This window comes from Siphonobacter sp. SORGH_AS_0500, from assembly GCF_002838835.1.
Lineage (GTDB): Bacteria > Bacteroidota > Bacteroidia > Cytophagales > Spirosomataceae > Siphonobacter.
Genome location: NZ_NHPP01000006.1, coordinates 201,386 through 226,125 on the forward strand (window position 1 = coordinate 201,386; position 24,740 = coordinate 226,125).

The 24,740-nt window shown below is 42.9% G+C and carries 17 protein-coding genes and 1 pseudogene; 4 read left to right on the forward strand and 14 right to left on the reverse strand.

Annotated features, from left to right (window positions below; translation table 11 throughout):
- Window positions 1–20 precede the first annotated feature (20 nt).
- From BWI96_RS08900 to BWI96_RS08910, 3 genes are all read right to left on the reverse strand, one after another.
- The gene (locus BWI96_RS08900) at window positions 21–3,218 is read right to left on the reverse strand and encodes a SusC/RagA family TonB-linked outer membrane protein (protein ID WP_106636292.1); all 3,198 of its coding nucleotides are present in this window, start codon (window positions 3,216–3,218) and stop codon (window positions 21–23) included.
- A gap of 352 nt (window positions 3,219–3,570) precedes the next feature.
- Window positions 3,571–4,161 (reverse strand): LUD domain-containing protein, encoded by a 591-nt coding sequence (locus tag BWI96_RS08905; protein ID WP_106636293.1) that lies wholly within the window; start codon window positions 4,159–4,161, stop codon window positions 3,571–3,573.
- 42 nt (window positions 4,162–4,203) lie between these two features.
- Window positions 4,204–5,577, reverse strand: coding sequence for a lactate utilization protein B (locus tag BWI96_RS08910; RefSeq protein ID WP_106636294.1), 1,374 nt, complete (start codon window positions 5,575–5,577; stop codon window positions 4,204–4,206).
- A 558-nt stretch (window positions 5,578–6,135) separates the two neighbouring features.
- Here BWI96_RS08910 and BWI96_RS08915 point away from each other — a divergent pair.
- Complete coding sequence (locus BWI96_RS08915; protein WP_106636295.1) at window positions 6,136–6,525, forward strand: hypothetical protein; 390 nt, start codon at window positions 6,136–6,138, stop codon at window positions 6,523–6,525.
- Window positions 6,526–6,586: 61 nt separating this feature from the next.
- On the opposite strand, the gene BWI96_RS08920 is transcribed toward BWI96_RS08915, so the two are convergent.
- The 10 genes and pseudogenes from BWI96_RS08920 to BWI96_RS08965 form a co-directional block, all read right to left on the reverse strand.
- The gene (locus BWI96_RS08920) at window positions 6,587–7,321 is read right to left on the reverse strand and encodes a (Fe-S)-binding protein (RefSeq protein ID WP_106636296.1); all 735 of its coding nucleotides are present in this window, start codon (window positions 7,319–7,321) and stop codon (window positions 6,587–6,589) included.
- Window positions 7,322–7,450: 129 nt separating this feature from the next.
- Window positions 7,451–8,836, reverse strand: coding sequence for an FGGY-family carbohydrate kinase (locus BWI96_RS08925; protein ID WP_106636297.1), 1,386 nt, complete (start codon window positions 8,834–8,836; stop codon window positions 7,451–7,453).
- A gap of 72 nt (window positions 8,837–8,908) precedes the next feature.
- Window positions 8,909–10,189: a TIM barrel protein gene (locus tag BWI96_RS08930; protein WP_106636298.1), complete on the reverse strand. Its 1,281-nt coding sequence runs from the start codon at window positions 10,187–10,189 to the stop codon at window positions 8,909–8,911.
- A gap of 146 nt (window positions 10,190–10,335) precedes the next feature.
- Window positions 10,336–10,650 carry an L-rhamnose mutarotase gene (gene rhaM / locus BWI96_RS08935; RefSeq protein ID WP_106636299.1) on the reverse strand — a complete coding sequence of 105 codons (315 nt, stop codon included), beginning with the start codon at window positions 10,648–10,650 and terminating at the stop codon, window positions 10,336–10,338.
- 173 nt (window positions 10,651–10,823) lie between these two features.
- A pseudogene (locus BWI96_RS08940) lies at window positions 10,824–12,934 on the reverse strand (bifunctional aldolase/short-chain dehydrogenase).
- 481 nt (window positions 12,935–13,415) lie between these two features.
- Window positions 13,416–14,450, reverse strand: coding sequence for an RES family NAD+ phosphorylase (locus BWI96_RS08945; RefSeq protein WP_198555202.1), 1,035 nt, complete (start codon window positions 14,448–14,450; stop codon window positions 13,416–13,418).
- Window positions 14,451–14,490: 40 nt separating this feature from the next.
- Entirely contained in the window at window positions 14,491–15,432 is a 942-nt protein-coding gene (locus BWI96_RS08950) for a sce7725 family protein (RefSeq protein ID WP_106636301.1), read from the reverse strand.
- 8 nt (window positions 15,433–15,440) lie between these two features.
- Complete coding sequence (locus tag BWI96_RS08955; RefSeq protein ID WP_106636302.1) at window positions 15,441–16,325, reverse strand: sce7726 family protein; 885 nt, start codon at window positions 16,323–16,325, stop codon at window positions 15,441–15,443.
- Between the two features lie 224 nt (window positions 16,326–16,549).
- On the reverse strand, window positions 16,550–18,862 hold the full coding sequence (locus BWI96_RS08960; protein ID WP_106636303.1) for a family 78 glycoside hydrolase catalytic domain: 2,313 nt from the start codon (window positions 18,860–18,862) through the stop codon (window positions 16,550–16,552).
- Window positions 18,781–19,290 (reverse strand): hypothetical protein, encoded by a 510-nt coding sequence (locus BWI96_RS08965; RefSeq protein WP_106636304.1) that lies wholly within the window; start codon window positions 19,288–19,290, stop codon window positions 18,781–18,783. The genes BWI96_RS08960 and BWI96_RS08965 overlap by 82 nt, the downstream gene beginning before the upstream one ends.
- Window positions 19,291–19,433: 143 nt before the next feature.
- On the opposite strand from BWI96_RS08965, the gene BWI96_RS08970 reads away from it, so the two are divergent.
- On the forward strand, window positions 19,434–20,471 hold the full coding sequence (locus tag BWI96_RS08970; protein ID WP_106636305.1) for a GntR family transcriptional regulator: 1,038 nt from the start codon (window positions 19,434–19,436) through the stop codon (window positions 20,469–20,471).
- Between the two features lie 219 nt (window positions 20,472–20,690).
- Here BWI96_RS08970 and BWI96_RS08975 read toward each other — a convergent pair whose 3' ends face one another.
- Window positions 20,691–22,232, reverse strand: a complete 1,542-nt coding sequence (locus BWI96_RS08975) for a magnesium chelatase (RefSeq protein ID WP_106636306.1) — start codon at window positions 22,230–22,232, stop codon at window positions 20,691–20,693.
- 689 nt (window positions 22,233–22,921) lie between these two features.
- Here BWI96_RS08975 and BWI96_RS08980 point away from each other — a divergent pair.
- Both BWI96_RS08980 and BWI96_RS08985 read left to right on the forward strand, forming a co-directional pair.
- Window positions 22,922–23,293, forward strand: coding sequence for a BlaI/MecI/CopY family transcriptional regulator (locus BWI96_RS08980; protein WP_106636307.1), 372 nt, complete (start codon window positions 22,922–22,924; stop codon window positions 23,291–23,293).
- Entirely contained in the window at window positions 23,293–24,693 is a 1,401-nt protein-coding gene (locus BWI96_RS08985; RefSeq protein ID WP_106636308.1) for a M56 family metallopeptidase, read from the forward strand. The genes BWI96_RS08980 and BWI96_RS08985 overlap by 1 nt, the downstream gene beginning before the upstream one ends.
- Window positions 24,694–24,740 lie beyond the last annotated feature (47 nt).

Below are 24,740 nucleotides of genomic sequence, written 5' to 3' on the forward strand. Positions count from 1 at the left end.
CAAGCCTTTAAATGCAATGATTAAAGTCCAAATTTCACGTTGAAACCAACTGAACGAACTGGAATTTGCTGACCACCTTCGCCCCAGAATGTTTGCGTTTCAGAGGGATCGATTCCACCACCTACTTTGCTGTAGATTAAGAAAGGATTGCGAACCATAAAGGCTACATAAGCCGTTTTGAAGGGGGTATTACGAATCCAGGCTACGGGCAGATTATATCCCAAGTTAACTTCACGAAGTTTGACATACGTTTTGTCGAAAATCCAGTTTTCATTCAAATCAAACAGGCGTGTTTCGTAGAGTGACTGAGCATCTGCGTAGGTTGTATTAGGTGTTCCGTCAGCTTTTACCGAATTAGGGAACAAGACACCACCACCATTAGCGGGATCATCACGCTTGGGGTTTCCTTTATCATTCAAGCCAGCCGTTTCTGCACTTATGCCCGAACCAGCCGAGAACATGCGTGTGGTTGAGTAAAACTTGCCACCTAATAACCAGTCAATGTTAAAACGCAGTGTAACACCTTTGTAGTTAAACGTACTAAGGAAACCACCTTTCATTTTTGGTAACACAGTAGCCAGATCCTGGCCGGCTGTTGAGAGAGGCAAACCATTTGCATCTACTAGGATTTTACCGTTGCTTGGGCTGTCAATCTTATTACCGTTAGCATCAACAGCTTGATACCGCTGGAATTGACGTCCAACGATAGTACCCCAGTCTGAGCCTTCTCTGGCAATGAAACCTAAACTGGTACCACCGAAACGAGGAACTCCATTAAATAACGAGTTCTGGAGTAAATCATAGGTTTTTAAGCCAGCGGCTAGTTCAACAACCTTTGAACGACTGCGATCTAAGTTAATATCAAAGTCCCAGGTAAAGTCTTTAGTCTTAACTGGAACAGCGTTGATGTGTAATTCCATCCCTTGTGAGCGAATGTTACCTGCATTGACCAGAGCAGTACTGTAACCACTAGAACCGGGAACGGCCAAGGGAAGAATCTGATTCGTGTTATCCTGACGGTACACCGTAAACTCTAAACCAATTCGGTTATTAAGGAACTTCAGGTCAATTCCTCCTTCATAACCGCTGGATAATCCTGGCTTAAGGTTTTGGTTAGGTAATTGAGTCGGGATAGATTGCGTCGTATTACTACCGTATTTTGTACCGGTATTAAATACCGTATAGATTTGATAGGGGTCCAAATCTGAACCTACTTGAGCAAAGGATCCACGAATTTTTCCATAAGAAAGAATACGTTTGTTACTCAGGAATTCAGAGAAAATCAAACCAGCCGTTACGGATGGGTAGAAATACGAGTTATTATTTACAGGCAACGTTGAGGACCAGTCGTTACGGGCAGTTGCTTCAATAAATAACAGGTCATTGTAATCTAAGCTCAACAAACCATAGACACTTCTAACTTCTCTTCTGGAGTTATAATTAGTGAATGACCCTGGAGTAGCAGAGTTAATGATGTTATAGTAGTTAGGAATCGAAAGCCCACCGTTCGTATTCATCGCCAGATAATCCCGGGTATTTTTCCGAATGTTTCCACCCGCATTGGCATTCACGGTGAATTTGCCAAACTTCTTATTGTAAGAAAGTAACGTTTCGTAGTTATCCTCCCGACGACTATCATTTGATGTTCCGTAGTATGCTGTTCCTTTAGTAAAAGAAGCTATACGACGATCATAATAAGCATTCAGGAAGTCACGACGAGCTACTACCATAAGGCTCAGAGCCTCCGAAAACTTGTAAGTTAGACCAAAGTCACCGAAAAGGCGTTCATTCTTTTCGTTATTAATGTTTTCGTATACTTGCGTATAAGGGTTATCCCAATATAAAGGGGTAGTATTTTCAGGACCTGTGATGTTCCAACTGCGATAAGTACCATCTGGGTTTTTGTAATTACGGAGCTGGGTCATATCCAACTGACGTTGGAACCACTGGTTGAATGAACCAATGGTCTGGTTTTGCCCACTGTAGCCATCAGCAGGCCGATTACGCGTTTTTTCCGTTGAATAGTTAACATTCAAATTAGCCGTAAATTTGGGCGTAATGTTGATACCTAACTTACCAGAAAGATAGTCCCGATGTTGTTGGCTGTTAGGAATAGTACCTTTTACATTGTAATTGGTATAGGACACACGGGCGTTGAAAAGTTCCGTCGACTTACTGATAGCAATGTTTGTGTTTACAGTTGCTCCCGTTTGGAAAAAGCTGCGAACGTTGTTAGGCTGGGGAGAAAAAGGAACCTGCTTTCCAAAATCCGGATCTGAAGGAATCCAGGAATACCAGGGTCTATAGAGTGTACCATCCATGCGAGGTCCCCAGCTTTCATCAGCTGAGTAATCAATCAGATTCTGTCCGTTAAATGAAGCCCAACTAGCAGGGTGGATGGCAGGATTGTATTCAAATTTGCTAAATTCCTGCGAATAACCACCGCCATATTCGTTCTGATACTTAGGTAACAATGAAACATTGTCGAAAGTGGTGCTGTGGTTAACATCAATTCCTAAACCTTGTTGGTTCTTACCCTTTTTCGTAGTAATGACTACTACCCCAGCAGAAGCCCGGTTACCGTATAAAGCAGACGCAGCAGGGCCTTTCAGTACGTTCAATGATTCTACATCATCCATGTTGACATAGTTCACATCTGTAACCGTACCATCTACCACATACAGAGGGTCACCACCAGTGAGGGAGTTTACACCACGAATACGGATAGCAGGAGTACCAAATTTAGCACCAGATTGGCTAAATACTTGTACACCAGCAACTTTACCAGCCAAGGCATCCGCTACGTTATTGTTACGGGCAATGGCAAGGTTAGCACCTTTTACTTCCTGAATAGCGGAGTTAATAGCTTTTTTTTCACGGCCAATATTCAAAGCCGTTACTACTACTTCCTGCAGATCGTCATTGCTAATTTTAAGAGTAACGTTGACTTCGGTACGATTCTCAACAGCTACTTCCTGCTTGAGAAACCCAATCGCTGTAAAAACTAAGATAGTGTTGTTTGTAACGTTGAGCTTGTATTCTCCATTCGGGTTTGTAGAGATACCGCGTGAAGTGCCCTTAATGGTTACGTTTACACCAGGGATAGGAGCTCCATCATCACTTGAAGTAACTTTGCCTATCACAATTCGATCCTGGCCATACGCATGCATAGCAAGCGTACTGAGCAACATGACTGTCGCCAGTAGAATTTTTCTCATATTGTTTGGTTAAGGAGTTGTTGATTATTTTGGATAATCTAGTGCAAACGTAGTAAATAGTTTGTTTAATTTCAAAAATTAAAATTACCTAGAGGTGATTGTTTTGTGATTTCTTCAAAAAAGTGCCCTTTTTATTAAAAAAATGATATGAAAAACACTTTTATGGTAAGTAGATATATAAAAAAAAAGAATAATCAAGACTAGATTTTTAATCTCAATTTTATTTATTAACTATAACTTTTTTGTTAAATTTTAAATGATAATTATTATTAAGATACGTGTATGAAAACAAAACCCCCGCTCGCTAATTGACAGCGAGCCGGGGGCTTTTATCGTTAAATGCGTAAGCTCCTTACTTAATAATAAACACTACCAGACTTCTGGCTCCGTGAGCTCCTACTACCAGAGACTGTTCAATATCAGCCGTTTTGGATGGACCCGCAATGAAGGTACCGAAGCCCGTTTCATCTACCTGAATTCGTTCATAAGCCTCGTGCATGTTCGGAACGATGGTTTCCGCCCGAATCACCAATACCAGATGTTGCGTAATGAAGGGTAAGGCCCGCTGTTTCATTTCCTGTTCGGTTACCCAGATGGCTCCGTTTTCGGCTACGCCGTAACGCCCGGGGATAATCGCCAGGTTAATATCTTCCAATTCATGGGGATCAGTTATGTTTTCCAGATCTACATCAGCGAGATAACGTAGGTCAGGAATCGTGACGGTTACTTCTTTAAAATTGGGAAATAACTCACCAATGCGTTGCGATACGGTGGGTAAGTCAGGAACGACCTCTACCGTTCCGCCAATCATTTGCAAGGTTTGCTGGTATTGCTCCAGCACATCGGGGTAATTCGATTCGAAGGTGAACTTGTCGGGCAGAGGTAATAAATCCGGCTTATTTTTTCGAATGGCACTTAATATAGATTCACGACTCGTTGACATATACCTAATAATATAGAAGGCATGGGCCTTCAGATGAGGATATTACTTTCGGTTCTTTTCGTACCACTGCCGGAAGCTCTCCTTCGGGGCATCGGGTAATTCGCGGTGGATACTCCAGGCATTCAGCGGGTTATTAGCTGCCCAGGGAGCCATTCGCAGAACCGCCCGAGCCGTATTAAAACTGAGCTTGAACAGGGTAGGCGAGGCGAGTACTTTCGCAGCTAATTGTAAGCTGGTTTTCTTCATGCCCCCCACGTAGCCTTCCTTCGCTAAAACCTGCCGCCACTTATAAAGCTGGTCGTGAATGTCGATTTTTACGGGACATACGTTACTACAACTGCCACAAAGCGTACTGGCAAAGGGTAAGTCTGCATTTTTTCGCATGTCGAGGTTCGGGGCCAGAATCGAGCCAATTGGACCAGCCACGGCATTGTGGTAACTATGCCCGCCGCTGCGACGGTATACTGGACAGGTATTCATGCAGGCTCCGCAACGAATACACTTCAAAGAGTTACGGAAATCTTCACGACCCAACTGTGTACTCCGACCATTGTCTACAATTACAATGTGCATCTCCTGGCCGGGGCGAGGACGATGGAAGTGACTGGAATAAGCGGTAACCGGTTGTCCTGTCGCACTCCGGGTTAACAGCCTCAAAAAGACGCCCAAATGCTCAGCTTTGGGAATAATCTTCTCGAAACCCATACTTGCAATGTGAATTTCGGAAAGGTGAGCTCCCATGTCGGCGTTGCCTTCGTTGGTGCAAACTACGAAACCACCCGTTTCGGCAATGGCGAAGTTCACGCCCGTCAGAGCCGCCCGGCGGGTCAGAAACGTTTCCCGCAAATGCTGACGAGCGGCTTCAGTCAGGTACTGTGGATCGGTGGCCCCTTTTTCGGTACCGAGGTGTTCGTGAAAGGTATCGCCTACGTCCGATTTTTTGAGGTGAATGGCGGGTAATACAATGTGACTCGGAGGTTCCTGTCGTAACTGAACGATGCGTTCCCCCAGGTCGGTATCAATGACTTCAATGCCTTTGCTTCGCAGAAAATCATTGAGGTGACATTCTTCCGTTAACATGGACTTGGACTTGATCATCCGATCAATGCCTTTTTTAGCCAGCAGCGAATGGATAATCTCGTTGTGCTCCTGAGCATTGGCTGCCCAGTGAACCGTCACCCCATTGTTCTGAGCATTCCGTTCGAATGTTTCTAGCAGAACGTCCATGTTTGAAAGTACATGGTGCTTGATTCGCGAAGCTGCTTCGCGAAGGTCTTCCCATTCAGGAATGCCTTTAGAAGCCCGGTCACGTTTCTGGCGAACCCACCAGAGCGTTTCATCGTGCCAGTCGACCCGGGGTTCGTCCCGGTTGAACACCTCAGAAGCGGCGGCGTGATCCAATGTATGCTGACTCATAGTTGTTGTGCTCAAAGGGGAAAAGGGCCTGTAAATTGCACTTTTCCTTATTCAGATAAAAAACGAAGCCTAATTTTAGTCCTGAACGCTAAAACGGAATATTTAACTTTTCCTGGATTGCTTTCCGGTTAAAATTTATAAGCTCTATTTTGAAAAAGTATTAGTTTTCAATAAAAATGGTGTCGAATCATAAGATATAGCCATAGTAAATAATTAAAAATCAGCCTTTGGCATAATAGGTTAACCTGTTGTAGGGAAATAGAAATTGTACTTTAGTTAGTTATTCTTGTTTAATTAACCTACCTCTTTTCGGAATTAATAAATTTTATTAAAAAAAGCATTGTACTTTTTAAACAACTTGCATAATAAATAGTATAATCATTGTACTTTTTCAAGTTTTGGGTGGCACCGTGAAAGGAACTTTTCGTTCTTAACAATTAGGTAATTGACTCATAATCAAATAGTGTGCAACTTTGTGTCAACCAAACGGCAGAAACAAACTTTCAAAAGCCGATTTGATTTGTTTTGTATTATTCCCATTTGAAACTCATACATCCCATGAAAAAGTCAATCAACTTCATCCTTGCAGCTTTCGTAGCATTTAGCTCATTAGCATTCAATGCAACTGCTGCCATCACTTCTGATCCTGCGAAGGAAACGGTAAAAGCTAATCCTTACAATGCTCAATTAGCTCAGGATTCTCAACTGCGTTTCCAACTTACGTTCCAAAACCCTGATAAAAAGAAATTAACAATCGCTATCAAGGATAAGGAAAATACTACGCTGTTTACTGAAACGACAACTAGCGAAGCTTACCTGCGTTTATTTGATCTTTCAACGTTAGGTGATGGTAAATACACTTTCGAAGTATTAGGAGGCAAAAACCGTTACACTCAATCGTTCGAAATCTCTACGCAAACCAACCGCGTTGTTTTAGCTCGTAACTAATCTAGAATTGAATTCCCCCATACAAACGTCCCGCTGGTGAAAACCGGCGGGATGTTCTTTTTTAGAGCTGAGCGTTCAGAATTTCAGCAATGTGCACGACCCGAATCGGGCTTTTCTGACGTTTTAAAATTCCCTCCATATGCATGAGGCAGGAAACATCCCCGCCCGTGATGTATTCCGCTCCGTGACGCTGGTGATCAGCCACGCGATCTTTCCCCATTTTCGAAGAAATGGCTTCTTCACTGACGGCAAAGGTGCCGCCAAATCCACAGCATTCGTCCTGCCGATCCAGTTCAACCAGTTCCAGATCCTTCACCATACTCAATAACTTGCCTGGCTTGGAAAAAGCAGGGCAGTTCAGTTCGGTCATTTGGGATGTTTTCAGCCCACGTTGACCGTGGCAACTCTGGTGTACGCCCACTTTATGCGGAAACCGAGCCGTAAGATTTTCGACTTTCAGAATATCCGTTAAAAATTCGGTAAGTTCATAAACCCGGTGCCGGACGGTATCGGCTACGGATTGGTCAGGAGCGTGCAGGTGTTCCTTAATGTGCAAAACGCAGGAGCCGGAAGGTCCCACGATGTAATCATATCCTTTGAAGTTGGCAATGAAGTTGGCATCGCAACCCGTGTTTAAATGCTCAAAGCCGGAGTTGGCCATGGGCTGCCCGCAACACGTCTGGTTTTTCGGGAAATCTACCTCACAGCCTAATTTTTCTAATAATTCCAGGGTCGCAATGGCTACCTGAGGATAAAATTGATCGACGTAGCAGGGAACAAAAAGAGCAACTTTCATCAGCTTTTAGCTTGTCGCTATTGGCTTTTGGCTAGGGTACCTGCGTACTCGATTGATTCGCTATCGTTAACTAAGACTGACCTAAGATCAGTGGAAGCCAGGAGCTAATCGCCAATGGCCAATAGCCATTTATAATTCCGTGTAAACTGTTTTCTTTAACGTAAATAAACTTCCGTCAAAAGGTTTTTCCTTATTCCAGGCCTCTTCAATAACCAGGGCGGCTCCAAGAGCCGAGGCCTGGGCAATTTCAGAAGCCAGCACTTCACTTTCCGGGAAAGCCTGAGCCAGCAGATGCAGGTAAATCTCGTTTCGACTAAAACCGCCATCCACAAAAATCCGTTTCACGTCGGTGGTGCCTTTTGCCAGTTTTACGGAAGCAATTTGCTGAGCCATCAAATCCATTATGAGCTGATGGTAAGCTTCTTCGTAGCTGGTGAACTCATTCAGATTACGTTCTGAAAAGGTAGAATCCTGTAAAGTTCCTAACTGAACGTGCTCGGGCGAGGCCTGACGGAAACGGCTACGTAAGGACAAAAGAAGGCTTTCATCGAAAGATACCCGTTGGTAATGCGAAAGTTCAGTACCAAAATATTCCGACAGATGCTTGACGGCCCGTTCGTGTTCATTTCCAGCAAATAAGCGGGAGGCTTTCACGGCGTCGCTCCGGTAGGTTAAGTAACTCAGACAATCCTGTCGTAACTCGCCAATAGTTAACTCATCTTTACTGAATGGATTCATGGTAATGCACCAGGTTCCGGTCGAGATTAACAGGAAAGGTTCTTGTCCAAACACCCGCAAGTAAGGGACCAGAGCCGCCGAGCTATCATGAATGCCTACACCCACCTGCATATCGGGATTAGCCAATGCCGGGGAAGTAACAAAAGAAGGTAACACCATCTGGCCGAGCGAATGAAAAGCTTCGTCAAACACCCAGCGGTGATACTTGCGTTGTTTATAATCCCAAAGTCCGGTATGACAACCGACACTGGTAATTTCAGAAACGGCTCGTTTGGTGAAGAGGTAACTGGCGTACTGGGGTAAGTGCAACGAATGCTCAATCTGCCAGAATTTATCCGGTTTCTGATACTTTAGCCAGTATAACTGCATGCCGGAATTGAGCATTCCTAATACGGGTGAAGCCGTATTCGCCGCCCATTCCAGTTCAGGTCCGTAATGATCGTTGAAGCGTTGCTGAAGCTCAAACGGGAACGTCTTCAGGTAATTATAGAGAGGCGTAACGGGCTTGCCTTCGGCGTCCACATGAACAAAGCTTGCTCCGTAAGCAGAAAAGTTCAGAGCTTTAATAGTAAACCGACCTTCGTTGAGCAGCTCTGCCAGGCTATCAATCATCCAGTTAGTCAGCAACTGCAAATCGTCTCCGTGAAATCCATCGTCATCGGGGATTTCCTCAAAAGGCGTCTGTTTTTGATACACAATCTGGTAATCCTGATTAAAAACCAGGAGTTTTTTATTGGTCTTTCCAATATCAAAAATGGCAACGCAGGGAGACGACATAATGTTATGAAGGCAGAAGTTGGATGATAAACGGCGTAACACAGCAGTTGGCATTACGCCGTTTTAGTGTGATTAAAGACCCGTAGAAACGGCTTTCATGCCACGGGTTTCGATTAGTTTTTTACGAAGCGATTGTTCACGGAACAGGCCTACGGGATTCAGAGCCGCGTCCACGCGAAGACGGGCTTCGGCCAGTAACGGACGTAAATCCGTGCGGAAAGCATTTTGCAGAATTTCCTGAGCCGTTACGACATCGTTGTTATTCCGGGCGTCTTCCAGAGCCGCACGGTCTACTAATAAGGCCTGAGCGTAAGCCAGTTTGATGGCTTCCACGGATTGTAGTAAGTCTTCCAGCGGATCTTTAACGTTATGAGACGCATCGATCATCCAGCCTAAATCGGTCGCGTGATTCATACCGCGAGCATCCATGCCCTCTACCAATTCATTGAAAATCAGGAATAACTGGTAAGGCTTCATACTACCCGCCGTTAAATCGTCATCCCCGTACTTGGAATCGTTGAAGTGGAATCCACCCAGTTTTTCTTCCATCAAGAGCAGCGAAACGATCTGCTCAATGTTGGCATTGGGAAGGTGGTGTCCTAAGTCAACGAGGGTATAGGCTTTAGGGCCTAACTTGCTGGCGTAGAGGAAAGATTGGCCCCAATCCCCAACGGTGGTTGAGTAGAAGTTAGGTTCGAAGGCTTTGTATTCCACGAAGAGTTTCCAGTCTTCGGGTAAAGCGGCGTAGATTTCCTGTAAACCTTCCAGCGTGCGTTGGAACGCTTTGCGGAAGTTTAACTGACCGGGAAAGCTGGAACCATCTGATAACCAAACGGTTAATGACTTGGAACCCAGAGCTTCGCCGTGACGAATGACGTCGATGTTATGCTGAATGGCTTGCTTCCGAACGGCTGCGTCCGTGTGCTGAAGCGAACCAAATTTGTAGCTCCATTCCTGATTGGCCTGATCCTGGAAGGTATTCGAGTTCATCGCATCAAAAACCAGACCATGACTGGCTGCCAGTTGCTTGATCGCCTCCCCATCTGTTGGAATATCCCAGGGAATGTGAAGTGAAATCGCTCCGCTGGAGCGATTGAGGGCGTGTAATAGACCTACGTCTGAAATTTTCTCTTCGAGACTGCGGGGTTCCCCACCTCCAGCAAAACGACCAAAACGGGTTCCCCCCGTACCTAAAGCCCAGCTAGGAATGGCAATCTGAAAGTCAATCAGCTTTGCCAGTATGCGTTCGGTAAGGTCAGCTCCGAGTTCTCCGGCCAGAAATTCAAACTTCCGGCGGTGAGCCGCTTCATGTTGCTGGTTATATTGAGCAATTTGATAAGATTCGAGAGGCATATTTGGTTAGTGTTTTTGAAGAGTTTAGGGTTGGGTGTTTAGGGTTTTGAGTTAAGGGTTATTACTACTTCATTTTTGTTTTAAAGTTCTCTGTATAAAACACTTTAGTAGCATGAACTCAAAACCTGAAACCCAAAACTCCAAACTCACTTTAGGTAAAAAACTTCGGGTAAAGATACCTGCACGGGCGATTGATCTGGGTTGGTTTCCATGAGATCGGCCATGTATGCCCACCACTTCTTCATGACGGGATTTTCGGGTAATTTCCCTGTAACTTCGAGGTCATCCACTTCCTGAACGCCGAACAGCGTATTCGTGCTTTCGTCCAGAAAAATGGAGTAGTGATGAATGCCACTGGTTTGCAGTAATTCTACCAACTCCGGCCAGATTTCATCGTGGCGGCGTCTGTATTCATCCACATTTCCAGGAAACAACTGCATCTTAAAAGCAACACGAGGCATAAGATTGCTGGTTTTCAGTTGTTAGTTTGCTGTTTTCAGTTGAGCTTAACCACAGAGTTGCTCAGTGTTCGGCATAGAGTAAAACGAGTAAAATGCTTCGTGAATCTTCGTGTCCTAGAGCCTTTGTGGCAACCCCTAATTGAAAACTGAAAACAGCAAACGGAAAACGATTCTTATCGGTAAAAGCCCATGGCTACGCCGCCGTCTACGTTGAGGGCGTTGCCGGTGGACTTGTTTAGTAACCCTCCAGTAAACGCGAAGCAGGCGTTGGCGATGTCTTCGGGCAGGATGATTTCGTTCAGTAAAGTGCGTTTTGCGTAGAAAGCGGGTAAATCTTCTACCGTAATACCATAGGCTTTTGCACGACCCTCGGCCCAGGCACCTGCCCAGATTTTAGAGTCAGCAATGACTGCGTCGGGATTAATTGTGTTGACGCGGATTTTTTCGGGACCCACTTCCGCCGCCAGCAGGCGGGTACCATGGGCCTGAGCGGCTTTCGCCGAACCATACCCCAGGTTATTAGGACCGCTTACTACGGCGTTTTTGGAAGCGATGTTAATAATATCTCCACCTAAAGCTTGTTTCCGCATCATGGCAACGGCAGCCTGCGAAACCAGGAACTGGCCTTTAACGAGGATGTCGAATAACAAATCCCAATCTTTTTCCGTGTGATCGGCGATGGATTTAGAGATGGATATACCGGCATTATTAACCACGATATCTACGCCACCGAACGCCAGAGCACAGGCATCGAATGCTTTTTCGATGGATTCAGCAGAAGTTACATCCAGTAGTTCTGCGTTGAAAGCATCTTTACCGTAGTTTTTCTGAAATTCTTCTTTTGCACCTTCCAGACGGCCAGAGTCGTTATCATTCAGGAAAATAACCGCACCTTCTGCCTGCAATTTCTTCGCGATGGCCTTGCCAATACCTCCCGCAGAACCCGTAATCAGGGCGATTTTCCCCGACAAAGGTTTCGGTTTGGGCATGCGTTGCAGTTTTGCTTCTTCGAGTAACCAGTATTCAATATCAAAAGCTTCCTGCCGAGGTAAGGAGGTGTATTCAGAGATGGCTTCTGCTCCACGCATCACGTTGATGGCATTCACATAAAACTCAGAAGCAACCCGAGCCGTTTGTTTGTCTTTGGCAAACGTAAACTGACCTACGCCCGGCCACAGAATCACCACGGGATTTGGATCACGCATGGCAGGGCTGTTGCTGCGTTTGCAGTTTTCGTAATACTCCGTATACATCTGACGATAAGCTTCAAACGCCGGAGCCAGCTTTTCCTTCAATACTGCGGTATCTGAAAGGTCAGCATCCGCGGGTAAGTCGAGAACAAGCGGCTGAATTTTGGTACGAAGGAAGTGGTCAGGGCAGGAAGTCCCCAGCGGAGCCAGTTTGTCCAGGTCGTTAGAGTTGATGAATTGCAGCACGCGTTCATCATCGGTGAAGTGACCGACCATACGAACATAACTTGAGCAAAATCCGCGTAACACGGGAGCCAGTTTGGCAGCCTGTTCTTTACGATTTGCTACTGTTTCTACTTTTTGCCCACCAAAACGGGCCCTTTTTTGCCGTAGTTTTCTTCCAGGTATTCAGCACAACGCTCGATTACTTCCAGTGTGTTAAGGTAGCTTTCGTAAGCTGTGTCACCCCAGGTAAATAGTCCGTGACTACCCAGAAAAATGCCGCGAATGCCAGGATTTTCAGCCAAGCAACGCTCTAGTTGCAAACCGAGGTCGAAGCCAGGACGTTGCCAGGGAACCCAACCTAAAGTTCCACCGAATAAGTCTTTAACGATTTGTTCGCCGTCTTTGGCCGCCGCAATGGCGATGGCTGCATCGGGGTGCAGGTGATCGACGTGCTTGAAGGGTAAAAAAGCGTGTAAGGGCGTATCAATCGAAGGAGCTTTGGAATCCAGGTCGTAGATGCAATAGTTAAATAAGTTGACCATTTCATCTTCAAATTCCAGCCCCCGGTAACGGTTTTTCAGAGCGTGCAGACGGTCCAGATACAAAGCCGCCAGACCTGATTTTTTTAAAGTTCCTAAATCACCACCAGAGCCTTTTACCCACATTACGGGCGTGTCCTGGCCTGTCAATGGATCGGGAGAAGTAACCTTACAGGAAGTATTACCACCGCCGTAATTCGTCAAGCGAAGATCCGCTCCAAGGAGGTTGGAACGGTAAATGAGGAGAGCTACTTCGTCGCCAGCGAGTTCAGCTGCTTTCGCGTCGTCCCACAAATAACTTACATGTTTAAAAGAGGTAGTCTCAGTCATGATTGTATATAAAAATGAAACAGATTCTTAGTTAGCGGTACAAATGAACCAAAGGAAAAAGAATGAGCCGTCATGGTCTGTTAGGGTGAACTGTCCTGCTCTGTGAAGGTCAAGGTTCCCTGAGGGGCGGGCCGCTCTTTCGGATTGTAAATCCGAAAGCCATCTGTATGGGATTTAGAATCCCGATAAGCGGATCATAGATCCGCAACAGACGAGTTCCGGATTGCAAATCCGGAACAGCAGGAGGATAAAAAGGGCCATTCCTACGGCGTAGTTGGTGAGACACCAACCGAGGTGGGGAGAGCTAAATAAGATGAAATTGCGTCTGTCGCTCTTTCTGATTTGCAATCCGAAAGCCATCTGTATGGGATTTGTAATCCCAACAAGCAGATCACAGATCCGCAACAGGGTTATAAGTTTTCAGGAAGGTGAATAACCAGTGACTATAACTTACTATGATATATGGTAGCCTAAGCTATACCTATTCCCAAGAATACTCTAAATCTTTAACTATATAGAAATTAACCTCAGAACAAGCTAATTTACTATCATTGAATATAGCTAAGTTATATCCAATAGAATTCATAGAACTTTTATATTCTATAGCATCAAAACCTAGAGATGATTTTATGAATTCACACAAATATTGAGTAGGTAAGTAGTCTAAATGTACATCCTGCTTTCTAACAGGTTTAGAAAGCTCTTCGCTTAGCTTTTGTAAATAGGGCCTAAATTGTATGAATTCTTCTAGTGTGAAACCTTTATCTAATATTTCAAAAGGTCCATAACTATATATGTCTTTTAATGAAATTAAATTTAGTGGTTGTACTAGGATGAATTTCCCAATGCTTATACCTTCGTGTAAAGCAACTCTAGTTTCATATAGCGTTGTTCGCTCACTTTCTGAAACATATAAATACGGAATGCCAACAGGATTAGCTCTGCCAGGAGTAGTTTTTTCTTTAGGAGGTTTGCCTAACTCTGACTTTTTTAGTAAATTATCAGAAATTCTAGCTCTGTAAAATATTGTTCCAATTGGATAAGTAGATGCTAATCTTTGAAAAATACTCGAAAGTTTATCTGTGTCAATGCTAGTATTTAAGAAGAATCTATTAGTATATTTAATTTCATTACAAAAAATATCCCATCTCAGTAGATTACTTTCAAAGCCATCTAAATCTTCAATAAGTGAAGAAATTTCTACAGGATCTGAAAATAATTTAGAGGTATAGAGCCGACTTCCTCGGCCAATTTGGTCTATTAGATGCTTTATTTCTCTGATCTTTAACGCGTTTCTATTGAAAAGATTAGTCCAATATAAAGTCAAATGCTCATGGATATTTACCGATCTATCAATCTTTAGAGAATTTATTGAATTTGGAAAGTTAGTATATAGTTCAAATAATTCATTGAAATGGTCACTTAATTCATGACAATTTATAATAATGATATTTTGAGTTTCGCAAAAATCACAATTACCTAAAGTTGCGGATTGTGATTTTATGATTTCTTTCAAGCTATTATCAGCAAAACAATTTATACAGCAATTCATAATATTACAATAAGGACTGAATTAATTCAATATGATGCATAATAGACAATTTCTTTATCACACCTAGTCCAGGGAAAGTCCCCTTTGTATAATATTCTTTAAATTGTTGTATGGCTATAGTATTATATATATGTTCTGTATTGACAAAATGAATGAGCTTTTCAAGAGCTTCATAAAACTTACCTCCAGTATCACTAGTGTCATAGTTACTATCGGATAAGAAATGTTTTATTCTAATATCTTTTGTATTTTTATCTACATAAGTAAGATGTATTACTACGGCATATGGTAACATACCCCCTTCTATAAACTCTGCTCCGATAGTCAAATAGTCTGAAAAACCATAAAAACCTTCACTTTTATAATGTAAATAATCATTAGAAAAGAACTCATCTTCAAAATCTTTATAGTCTCCATTCTTTTTCTGTTTGATAAATGGATCATTTAGGAAAGCTAGTTTATCAGAAGGGTAACCTCTTCTTAAGCTAAAAATATGATTTACCTGAATTATATTATATATTATGTTAGTTGAGTTTACTATGTTCTTGAGTTCTTCTGAGTTGCTTGTTGGATTTAACCTAATTATTGAATATCCAGTATTTTCATGGCCATAGGTTTTAATTGATTTTTTGAAATTAATAAAATCAGTATCTTTACTAATAATGTAAGTTGGTGTGATATTGCCAATACCATTGGACTTTAACTTGTCTATTAAATCAAAAATAATTTTATTGTCTTTTTTTATATCTCCGTTTTCAGGATTTACAATTAATTGTAAGTTTATTTTGTTTTTATATAAAGATCCTATTGCTGTTTCTATACCTTTAATGTCTTTTTTTACTGGTTCGATTATTGGTGATATTTTTTGAGATTCTAAAGGAAGATGTATTAAGTCTCTTAAAGCTAATAACTCAAACTGTTTGGATCGTAGGAAGGGCAGATACATAGTTTATATTAAAATTTAAGTTGAAGTTTTTTTAATAATTGATCGTAATCGTAGGGCGTTATATTTGATAAATAACATGAAAGTTTGAGCGTGTTGGGGATTTTACTAGTTGTAATAAGATGATTTGTAGATGGATTGATTCTGTTTTTTATTATTTTTAAAAATTCTTTTTGAATTTCGTTTTCAGGATATTGTAATAGTATTTCCACACAAGCCCTGAATAAGTGTACAGGTTTTGCAGTAGGTATATATCCCAATATATTTTTTACCATTGTTAAAAATTCATCTTTTCTTAAAGCTTTTATCATAGTTATTGAATCTAACTTAGAGGTTACAGGGGTAGACGGTCTGTATTCTGTAATTAGGTTTTCAGGAGAAAGTAGCATTATTCCAACAGATTGCTCTATCAAACATATGTATTTATGTAATAAGGAATGGTGAATAATAATATATACTTCTGAAAATGCTCTATAATAATCATTAATTTGGCTTGTCAAACGTTCAGGAGAGTCCAATTCTGTTTTTATCTCAAAAACCTTATTGATGCCATTTACTAGTACTGCATCTGCAATTGAATTGCCTATTTTAAATTCATTTAATATAATTGTATTAGAGAGACAGTATTCTTTTAAAACATATTCGTTAAGCCAAATAGACTTGTAAATATACTCGTATCTGTAATTTTCCAATAAATGATTGTATGAAATGTTAATTAATTCATTTATAGTGAATTTTTTATTTATTGATTTGCCATTAGCAGAAAGAAGTTTTTTTATTTGTTTTCCATAAGTATTAGCATTTTCGTTACTGATTAAGCGTTTGAAAGATGCATTAGATATTAATTTGGCTAATGCATTTAAATTTGCTGATGAAATATTATTATTTGCTTTCATAATTAGACAGTTTTCTTTTTCATTGTTATTTCTGAATAAGAAAATATATCTGATGGAATCAAAAATACTTATTTTAAGATGAAAATCAATAATGTTCGTGCAATTACTATACTGTCGCTCTTTCGGATTGCAAACCCGGAACAGCGGTAACACACCTTTCCGAAAGTTTAAATCTTGAAGGTGTGTTAGAATTTCGTAATCGAAGAAAATTGCAACCGTGACAGTTACTGAATCAAAATCTGATAAGAGCCTGGCTGAAGCTTGGAAACGCCTTTCTTTAACTTCTTGCCTTCCAGCGAAGCCGATTGTCCCGCCTGTAGGGGTAATTCTAGATCTGCTACCGTGTTAGGCGGAACGGTTACGTTTAGAATTAACTTTCCATCTTTACGCTCCCAATTCGAAACAATTGGGCCGTATAAAGACTGATACGAGAAGTTAACCCTATTCAAACCCTTCGGGGGCTTAGGGGAGATGCGGAAGGTTTTGAACCCCGGCTCAATGGGTTCTACCCCAGCCAGGTAACGGAAGTACCATTCAATTACCGAACCATACGCAAAGTGATTTCGGGAGTTCATGCCTTCAGGACGTTCCTTATCTGAATTCCAGAGTTCCCACATGGTTGTCGCTCCATTTTCGGCCATGTAACCCCAGCTTGGATAGGTTTTCTGAGTGGCCACTTTGTAGGCCAGGTCATTATACCCGTAATCCGTTAATCGGGGTAAAATCTGCTGCGAAGCAATAAAGCCCGTTGTCAAATGATCCTGATGAGCTTTGACATCATCGGCCACGTTTTTCGCAATGACGGGTTTCAATTTTTCAGGAACAATGCCAAAGGAAAGCGGCATCAAATTGGCTGCCTGCGTTTTTCCTTCGTAGTTATTATCCTTGAAATACAGTTCATTATATTTTGTAGTATACTGTTTAGCTAAAGCCGCATAGGTTTCAGCCTCCTTCGTTTTTCCTAATACGTGGGCCGCTTTGGCTAGTAAGGTATTGGAGTAAATCTGATACGCTCCGCCGATAGGCTTGCCCGGAGAAGCCACGACGGGAACCCAGTCGCCATAACCAAACCATTTTTCATCAGGATCAGAGAAGTAATAGATCCCTGCTTTTTTGGTGGAAGTGTGGGTATTCATGTACTCCACCCAGGCTTTCATACTTTCGTAGTTCTTTTCGAGAATGCGTTTATCACCGAAAAATTCATACGTCGTCCAGGGAACAATTAGCGTTGCATCGCCCCAGGCGGGTTTGGAAGGACCACCCACTACCATCTTCGGATTTACATCGTAGACATAACCGGAAGGGTGCTGAGAATCCGCAATGTCACGAGCATATTTCGCCCAGAAACTATTGATGTCCATCAGGTAACAGGAGGATGCCACGAAAATCTGAGCATCACCCATCCAGCCTAATCGTTCGTCCCGTTGGGGGCAATCGGTGGGGATGGATAACGCATTACTCTTCAGGGTCCATTTCGCGTTGGAGTAGATTTTATTCAGGATTTCTTCGGAAGCCGAAAACTCACCAATGGGCTGAAAATCGGTATGAATTACCTTTGCTATTACATTTTCAACAGTTGGTTTACCGGGGAATCCGACGACTTCTACGTAACGAAAGCCGTGGTAAAGAAACATCGGCTCCCATTCTTCTGCTTCGCCGTTGCTTTTACAGATGTAGCGATCCGTTGACTTGGCCGAACGCAGGTTTTCCTGAGCAACGGTGCCGTCTTCGTGTAATAACTCCGCAAAATGCAAGACCACTTCCTGACTATACGTAGCCTTCGGAATACTTAAATGGACAATTCCGGCCATATTCTGACCGAAATCAAAAACGAAATGACCCGGTTTGGGCTCGGTTACGGTCACCGCTTTTTTCGTTTCTGTGACCCGAATGGGCGGGGCTTCCTGAGCCACTACTTCCATTTTCTTCATGTCGAAAATGTCCGCTTTTTCGCCCACGTTCGGATCTTTATTCGGCCCAAAAAGCGTCGTTGGGTTTTGGGCATCATTTAACACCACAGGCGTAACCCATCCGTCGGCGTCTGTACCTTTGGCTTCCAGCCGGGCGTCGTAATGTTCGCCGTGATACATGGCATCGTAAATCACGGGCGAAAGGCGAATTTTCCAGTCTTTATTCGATGCAATTACTTCCGTGCTACCGTCGGCATAGGTCAATTCCAACTGGCATAATAAGCGGAGTGGCCCCTGAGAATAGCGATGAAAACCGCCGCCCCAGCCCAGTCCACCGCTCCACCAACCGTTACCCAAGAAAGCATCCAACTGATTTTCACCACTTTTTAATAATGAGGTAACGTCGTAAGTCTGGTAGTATACTTTCTTCAGATAATCCGTCCAGCCGGGGGCGAGAAGTTGATCGCCTACTTTCTGATTATTAATCTTTAGCACATAATCGCCTAAACCCGTGGCATAAATCCGGGCCTTGACGAGGTTATTCTTTACCGAAAATCTTTGCGAGCCTGCGTCGAGCGAGGAGGCTCGCCCATAATTCCAGCCATCCCAATCCAGTCGGCTTTCCATTCTTTTTTATCGAGTAAACCCATTTCCCACCAATCTGCCGAAGACCAGCCCGAGGCGGTCCCTTTTTCATCCCAGGTTTGCACTTTCCAGAAATAACGCTGACGACTTTCCAGCGATTTACCCTGGTAATCGACATACACCGACTGGCTGGTTTTAACCTTGCCCGAATCCCAGAGATCGGCTTCATTTTGGGCTAGTTTTTTGGGTGAAGAAGCCACTAGAATCTGATAAGCCGTTTGTCGAACGCCGGGGTGTGTATTAGCGAGTTGCCAGCTCAACCGGGGTTGGGTTACACCCGTGCCCAGCCGAATATCGCCGTATTCAAATCGAAGTTTTTGGGGAGCATTTTGAGCTTGGAGTAACTCACTCACGAAGAGGCAACAACCAAGCAGGAGCCATCGACTGAGACGTAATGAATAAGGGATCATAGTTTAGAGAGTTAATAACAGCTAGTTCAAAGTAGCCATAACCCAAAGGAAAGAATCTATTCAGAACCATACAAAAAAGATAGTACTCATTCCATTTCCGGTTAACTTACGGCCTTTACAGCTAGTTAGCACACAGGTAGTCTATGAAACAAACGGTTCGGCAGGTTTTCGAAATTATTCAGATTGACGAATATTCGACTACTCCTAAATACAAACAAATCGTCAATTCGGTTATCTCGGCTATTGAACGCGGGTTAGTGAAAACGAACCAGGGGTTGCCGTCGATCAATGAATTGTCGATGTTATACGACATTTCTAGAGATACGGCAGAAAAGGCTTATAATGAGTTAAAAAAGCTGGGAATTCTGGGTTCGGTACCAGGAAAAGGTTTTTACATTGCTAGTGCTAGTTACCGTCAGAAACGCCGGGTTTTTTTACTGTTTAATAAACTAAGCCCCCATAAAAAGATCATTTATGATACGATGGTTGAAGTACTGGGCGAGGAAACAGCCGTCGATTTTTACGTCTACAATAACAACTTTCGACTTTTCAAGGAGCTGATTCAGAACCGGGCTGGTCATTATACCCACTACGTCATTATTGCTCACTTTCTGGAAGGAGGTGAGTCGGCAGCCGAGCTGGTAAATCATTTACCCAAAGAGCAGTTATTGATTCTGGATAAATTGATTCCGGGGGTAGAAGGGGATTACGCGTCGGTGTATCAGGATTTTGAAAAGGACATTTTTACGGCACTGACCGAAGGAGAAGAGTTACTGCGGAAGTATCAGACATTGAAGTTGATCTTTCCGTTACATACCTATCACGCCCGCGAAATTCTGATCGGTTTCCAGAAATTCTGTACCGAATTTGGGTTCCCTTATAAAATTATTTCCGACGTTTCGAAGGAGTTAATGTCGCCCGGCGATGTGTACATTAACCTGATGGAAGATGATCTGGTAACGCTGGTGAAGCAGGCGAAATCGAGTGGACTTATGGTAGGGCAGGACGTTGGAATTATTTCATACAACGAAAGCCCGCTCAAGGAAATTATTCTGGATGGCATCACCGTGTTGTCTACTGATTTTGAAGCCATGGGCAAGCAGGCGGCTGAGTTAATCCTGAAAAATTCAACGGAACAGATTGCAAATCCATTTAGGTTAATTGTGCGAAAATCAGTTTAGTTATAGTGGTTAGTTGATGGTTGTTTGTTGGTAGAAACGCGATTAAGTCGCGTCTGGGTAGAGGCAGTTTTGTTACCAGTTAAACAAGTTCTCATTTCCCAGCCAGACGCGATAAAGTCGCGTCTCTACGTCAATTAGGTTATAGAAAAAGGACGGCTCTGCAAGAAGCCGTCCTTTTCACTAACAATAAATAAGTAACAACTAACAACGAATTAACAACTAACGACGTCGGCCAAAATCTTCATCATCATCTTCCTCTTCATCATCGTCAAAGCTTAAACCTGACATGAGACTATCGGTAAGGTCTTTAAATTGCAAACCAGTATCGAGTGGTTTTTTGCTGATGAGCGAAAATTCCGCCATGCCGTGGAGGACGAATTCCATGAAGAAGAACTTCTCATTGCCCGTGATGTCGGTATGAAATTCTTCCACCAGATCATCCAGCCCATCAATGGCCAGCAGTCGGTTTTGATAATCCTTATCCGACAAATCACTCAGTAAGTCCAGCGAGTTTTCGCTGAACCAGTTCTGAATTTTCTGGAAGGGATTTTTCTTATTCTTGATCTGCTTTTTAAGCTTTTCAGGATCGGGGAAGTAATTCAGAAACTGCGTTTTGATGGCCTTACTGACCAGGTTCATGGCCACAATGTACGGGCCTTCAACCTCGCCTTCGTAAACCAATTCTACCTTACCTGTAATGGCGGGAATAACGCCGTATAAATCAGAAATGCGAACGAATGTGTGTTCTTCATTATTCAATAAAGCCCGACGTTCGGCAGCCGATACCAGATTTTCATAGGCTGAAATCGTCATCCGGGCGGATACTCCCGATTTCGCATCAACATATTCGCTCTGACGGGCTTCAATGGCAATTTGTTCGATGAGGTCTTCCGTCACTTCATTAATCGTCACGATTTCCTGACCTTCTTTCACCTTGGCCTCTTGCTTAGTAATACGCTTGCCAATTTCCAGGGTACGTGGGTAGTGCGTTAGAATCTGGCTGTCGATCCGGTCTTTCAAAGGCGTTACAATGCTGCCCCGGTTCGTATAATCTTCCGGGTTAGCCGTGAAAACGAATTGAATGTCCAGCGGTAATCGCAGTTTAAACCCGCGAATCTGAATATCGCCTTCCTGTAAAATATTAAATAACGAAACCTGAATACGAGCCTGTAAATCAGGTAATTCATTAATGACAAAAATACTCCGGTGCGAACGGGGAATCAGCCCAAAGTGAATCACCCGCTCGTCAGAATAGGGTAACTTCAGCGTTGCGGCTTTAATGGGGTCAGCGTCACCAATGAGGTCGGCTACGGATACGTCGGGTGTGGCCAGTTTTTCGGTGTAACGTTCTTCCCGGTGCAGCCAGGTGACGGGTGTGTCGTCGCCTTTCTCCGCAATAAGGTCTACTGCAAAGCGAGACAGCGGTTGCAGTGGATCGTCATTCAATTCAGAGCCTTCTACGACAGGAATGTACTCGTCGAGCAGATACACCATCAAGCGGGCAATCCGGGTTTTGGCCTGACCCCGAAGACCTAGCAGGTTAATGTGGTGCCGGGAAAGAAGAGCACGCTCCACGTCGGGAATTACCGTGTCTTCGTATCCATAAATACCGGGGAAAACAGGCTCGCCTGAACGCATTTTAGCAATTAGATTCCGACGAAGTTCGTCTTTAATAGATTCGGGTTGGTAGCCAGCCGCCTTAAGCTGACCGAGCGTAGTAAGTTGTAATTTATCGGAAACAGGAAGCGAGTGATACGACATCTAAAAGGGGTTTAGCTAGTAAATGGGTAACGCTGACAAAGTAAAAAAGGTTTGAATAGCGTTTCTCTATTCCTGTGGCTAATGATCGAATACTTTGGCTGGTGTTCGCACAACCTTCGCTAGACACTTACTAAAACTGTCATTCAGAGCAAAGCGAAGAACCTTACTTAGAATTGATAATACTTTCTTACTGGAAGTTAAGCCGTCTCTGCCGCAGTCGCTCGGCTCCAGCCGAGTGACCACCTGGCTCTAGGCCTCCGGCCGGTAGGATGCGAACTAGTATCTGGTAAGAGAATCCCTTTCCCTAATAAAAACATACTTGTAACTATCGGCCAGAGGCCTGCTAAGCTATACCGTCACTCGGCTAGAGCCGAGCGACTGCGGCAGAAAAACTGGCCGGGCCACGTTGGCCGGGGCACGTTGGCAGCAATAATGCCCTTTTCTTTTCCCCTGTCATCCAGAGCGAAGCGAAGGAACTTACTTAGGATGGAATAACAGGTTCTTCTAGGGACTTAGCCACCCTCTGCTTCAGCCACCTGTATTAATAACGTCTCCTTTCATGTTCGTGCCCCTAACCACACTAATAGAAATTTAAAATCTATCGTTAGCATATAAAAAAACACCCGGTTGTTTGGACTAGAAATTTTATATTCTACATTTGTAGAGTAAAATCTATAAACGTAGAATAAATGCAGTTGACGAAAGCCGAAGAACAGCTCATGGAACTGATCTGGAAACAGGAAAAAGTATTCATGAAAGACCTGCTGGAATTATATCCCGAACCCAAGCCTGCCGTTACTACCGTTGCTACTTTATTGAAACGAATGCAGGAAAAAGGATTTGTGGATTATACCGTATACGGAAATTCCCGCCAGTATTATTCTCTGGTCAATAAGAATGACTATTTCGCTAAACAGGTAAAGGGAATCATCAAAAGTTACTTTGAGAATTCAGCGTTAAAGTTTGCTTCCTTTTTCACGGAATCATCCGATTTATCGGTAGATGAATTAGAAGATTTAAAGAAAATAGTTGATGAAGAAATTACTAAAAAGAAAAAGTAATGGAATACCTCCTCAAATCTATTTTATGTTCATTCATCTTTCTGGTGGTCTATCAGGTATTGCTGGAAAGAGAAAAAATGTTCGTATTTAATCGGTTTTACTTACTGCTAAGTCTGGCTGGTTCACTGCTGATTCCCTTCATAACCTTCCAGTTACCTGAAGCAGTAATTCCTTCTGCATCAGAAGATTTGGGTGGAGTGACATATTATGCAGACCTGAATCAAACGAATGTTTCAGTCGATTCAGGTTTTGAAATAGATTGGCGAATAGGATACGGAATCGTTACAGTGGTATTACTCGCTCGATTTATGAAAAGCCTGCTAACGATTGGTTCTGTAACCAATACGAACGTAATAGTTCAGGATTCAATAAGGATTGTTTTACTACCAAAAGAGACGTTACCTTACAGCTTTTTGAATTACATTTTTGTTAATAAAAAGGCTTACCATAACCATACAATCGAACCTGAAATATGGCGACATGAATTCGCACACGTTCGACAAAAACATACACTGGATATTTTATTTATAGAGCTTATACTGGTATTCTGGTGGTTCAATCCCTGCGTTTACTTGTATCGGAAAAATATAAAAATGAATCACGAGTTTCTGGCGGATGAGGCGGTTTTAGTGGCGTATCCCGAAGTGAAAAATTATCAGCGTTTATTATTAAGTAAAGTCAGTCAACGTGTATCGTTTACCAGTGCTTTTAATTATGCAATCACTAAAAAAAGACTACAGATGATGACCAGAATGACCTCCCGCTTTCGCACGTTTGTGATACAACTGAGTGTGCTTCCAGTGTTTGGAATCGCCATTGCTTTGTTTAGTTCCGTCGAATACGCTGAAGCTCAGACCGCTCCAACGATGGTACGGCCGGATACTGATGGCGTTACTAAATCTCAGAATCCCGCCAGTAAGGAAGGAGCATCGGATGAGTTACTGAAAGAATACCAGTCGATTATAGATCGATGTTTCGTCAAGAAAACGAACCGTTTCTTTGCTAAGCATCTGACAAAATCAGAGGAAGAGAGGTTAGTAACTATTTTTAGTCAAATGAGTCAGCAACAACGGGATAAGCAAGACATCATTGTGATGAAGTTACCTCCACAAAAGAAAGAATCACCTACTCAAAAGGAGCTGGATATCTGGAAAAACCCCAAAACCAGTGGAGTCTGGATTGATGGAAAACGAGTACCTAATGAGGTATTGAATAAGTACAAACCAGAAGATTTTTCTTATGCTATGGCCAGTAAATTATCTGGAAAGGCTAAAAACCCTAACTATAGCTATCAGATTGATTTAATGACGAATGCCTGCTTTGACAAGTACGTAAAGGAAAGTAAAGCTCATCCCTTATACATGGTCCGGGATAAAGCCTGGGGAAAGCCAAGCAAGTAAATTTATTCCCTGCCGTAACGGATGAATCTAACAGCTACGGCAGGGAG

Coding starts and splice junctions, on each gene's coding strand:
- BWI96_RS08980 (WP_106636307.1), top strand. CDS start 22,922: ATGCAGTTGACGAAAGCCGAAGAACAGCTCATGGAACTGATCTGGAAA.
- rhaM (WP_106636299.1), bottom strand. CDS start 10,650: ATGCCTCGTGTTGCTTTTAAGATGCAGTTGTTTCCTGGAAATGTGGAT.
- BWI96_RS08950 (WP_106636301.1), bottom strand. CDS start 15,432: ATGTATCTGCCCTTCCTACGATCCAAACAGTTTGAGTTATTAGCTTTA.
- BWI96_RS08960 (WP_106636303.1), bottom strand. CDS start 18,862: ATGGAAAGCCGACTGGATTGGGATGGCTGGAATTATGGGCGAGCCTCC.
- BWI96_RS08900 (WP_106636292.1), bottom strand. CDS start 3,218: ATGAGAAAAATTCTACTGGCGACAGTCATGTTGCTCAGTACGCTTGCT.
- BWI96_RS08955 (WP_106636302.1), bottom strand. CDS start 16,325: ATGAAAGCAAATAATAATATTTCATCAGCAAATTTAAATGCATTAGCC.
- BWI96_RS08965 (WP_106636304.1), bottom strand. CDS start 19,290: ATGATCCCTTATTCATTACGTCTCAGTCGATGGCTCCTGCTTGGTTGT.
- BWI96_RS08915 (WP_106636295.1), top strand. CDS start 6,136: ATGAAAAAGTCAATCAACTTCATCCTTGCAGCTTTCGTAGCATTTAGC.
- BWI96_RS08930 (WP_106636298.1), bottom strand. CDS start 10,189: ATGCCTCTCGAATCTTATCAAATTGCTCAATATAACCAGCAACATGAA.
- BWI96_RS08920 (WP_106636296.1), bottom strand. CDS start 7,321: ATGAAAGTTGCTCTTTTTGTTCCCTGCTACGTCGATCAATTTTATCCT.
- BWI96_RS08970 (WP_106636305.1), top strand. CDS start 19,434: ATGAAACAAACGGTTCGGCAGGTTTTCGAAATTATTCAGATTGACGAA.
- BWI96_RS08910 (WP_106636294.1), bottom strand. CDS start 5,577: ATGAGTCAGCATACATTGGATCACGCCGCCGCTTCTGAGGTGTTCAAC.
- BWI96_RS08925 (WP_106636297.1), bottom strand. CDS start 8,836: ATGTCGTCTCCCTGCGTTGCCATTTTTGATATTGGAAAGACCAATAAA.
- BWI96_RS08975 (WP_106636306.1), bottom strand. CDS start 22,232: ATGTCGTATCACTCGCTTCCTGTTTCCGATAAATTACAACTTACTACG.
- BWI96_RS08905 (WP_106636293.1), bottom strand. CDS start 4,161: ATGTCAACGAGTCGTGAATCTATATTAAGTGCCATTCGAAAAAATAAG.
- BWI96_RS08985 (WP_106636308.1), top strand. CDS start 23,293: ATGGAATACCTCCTCAAATCTATTTTATGTTCATTCATCTTTCTGGTG.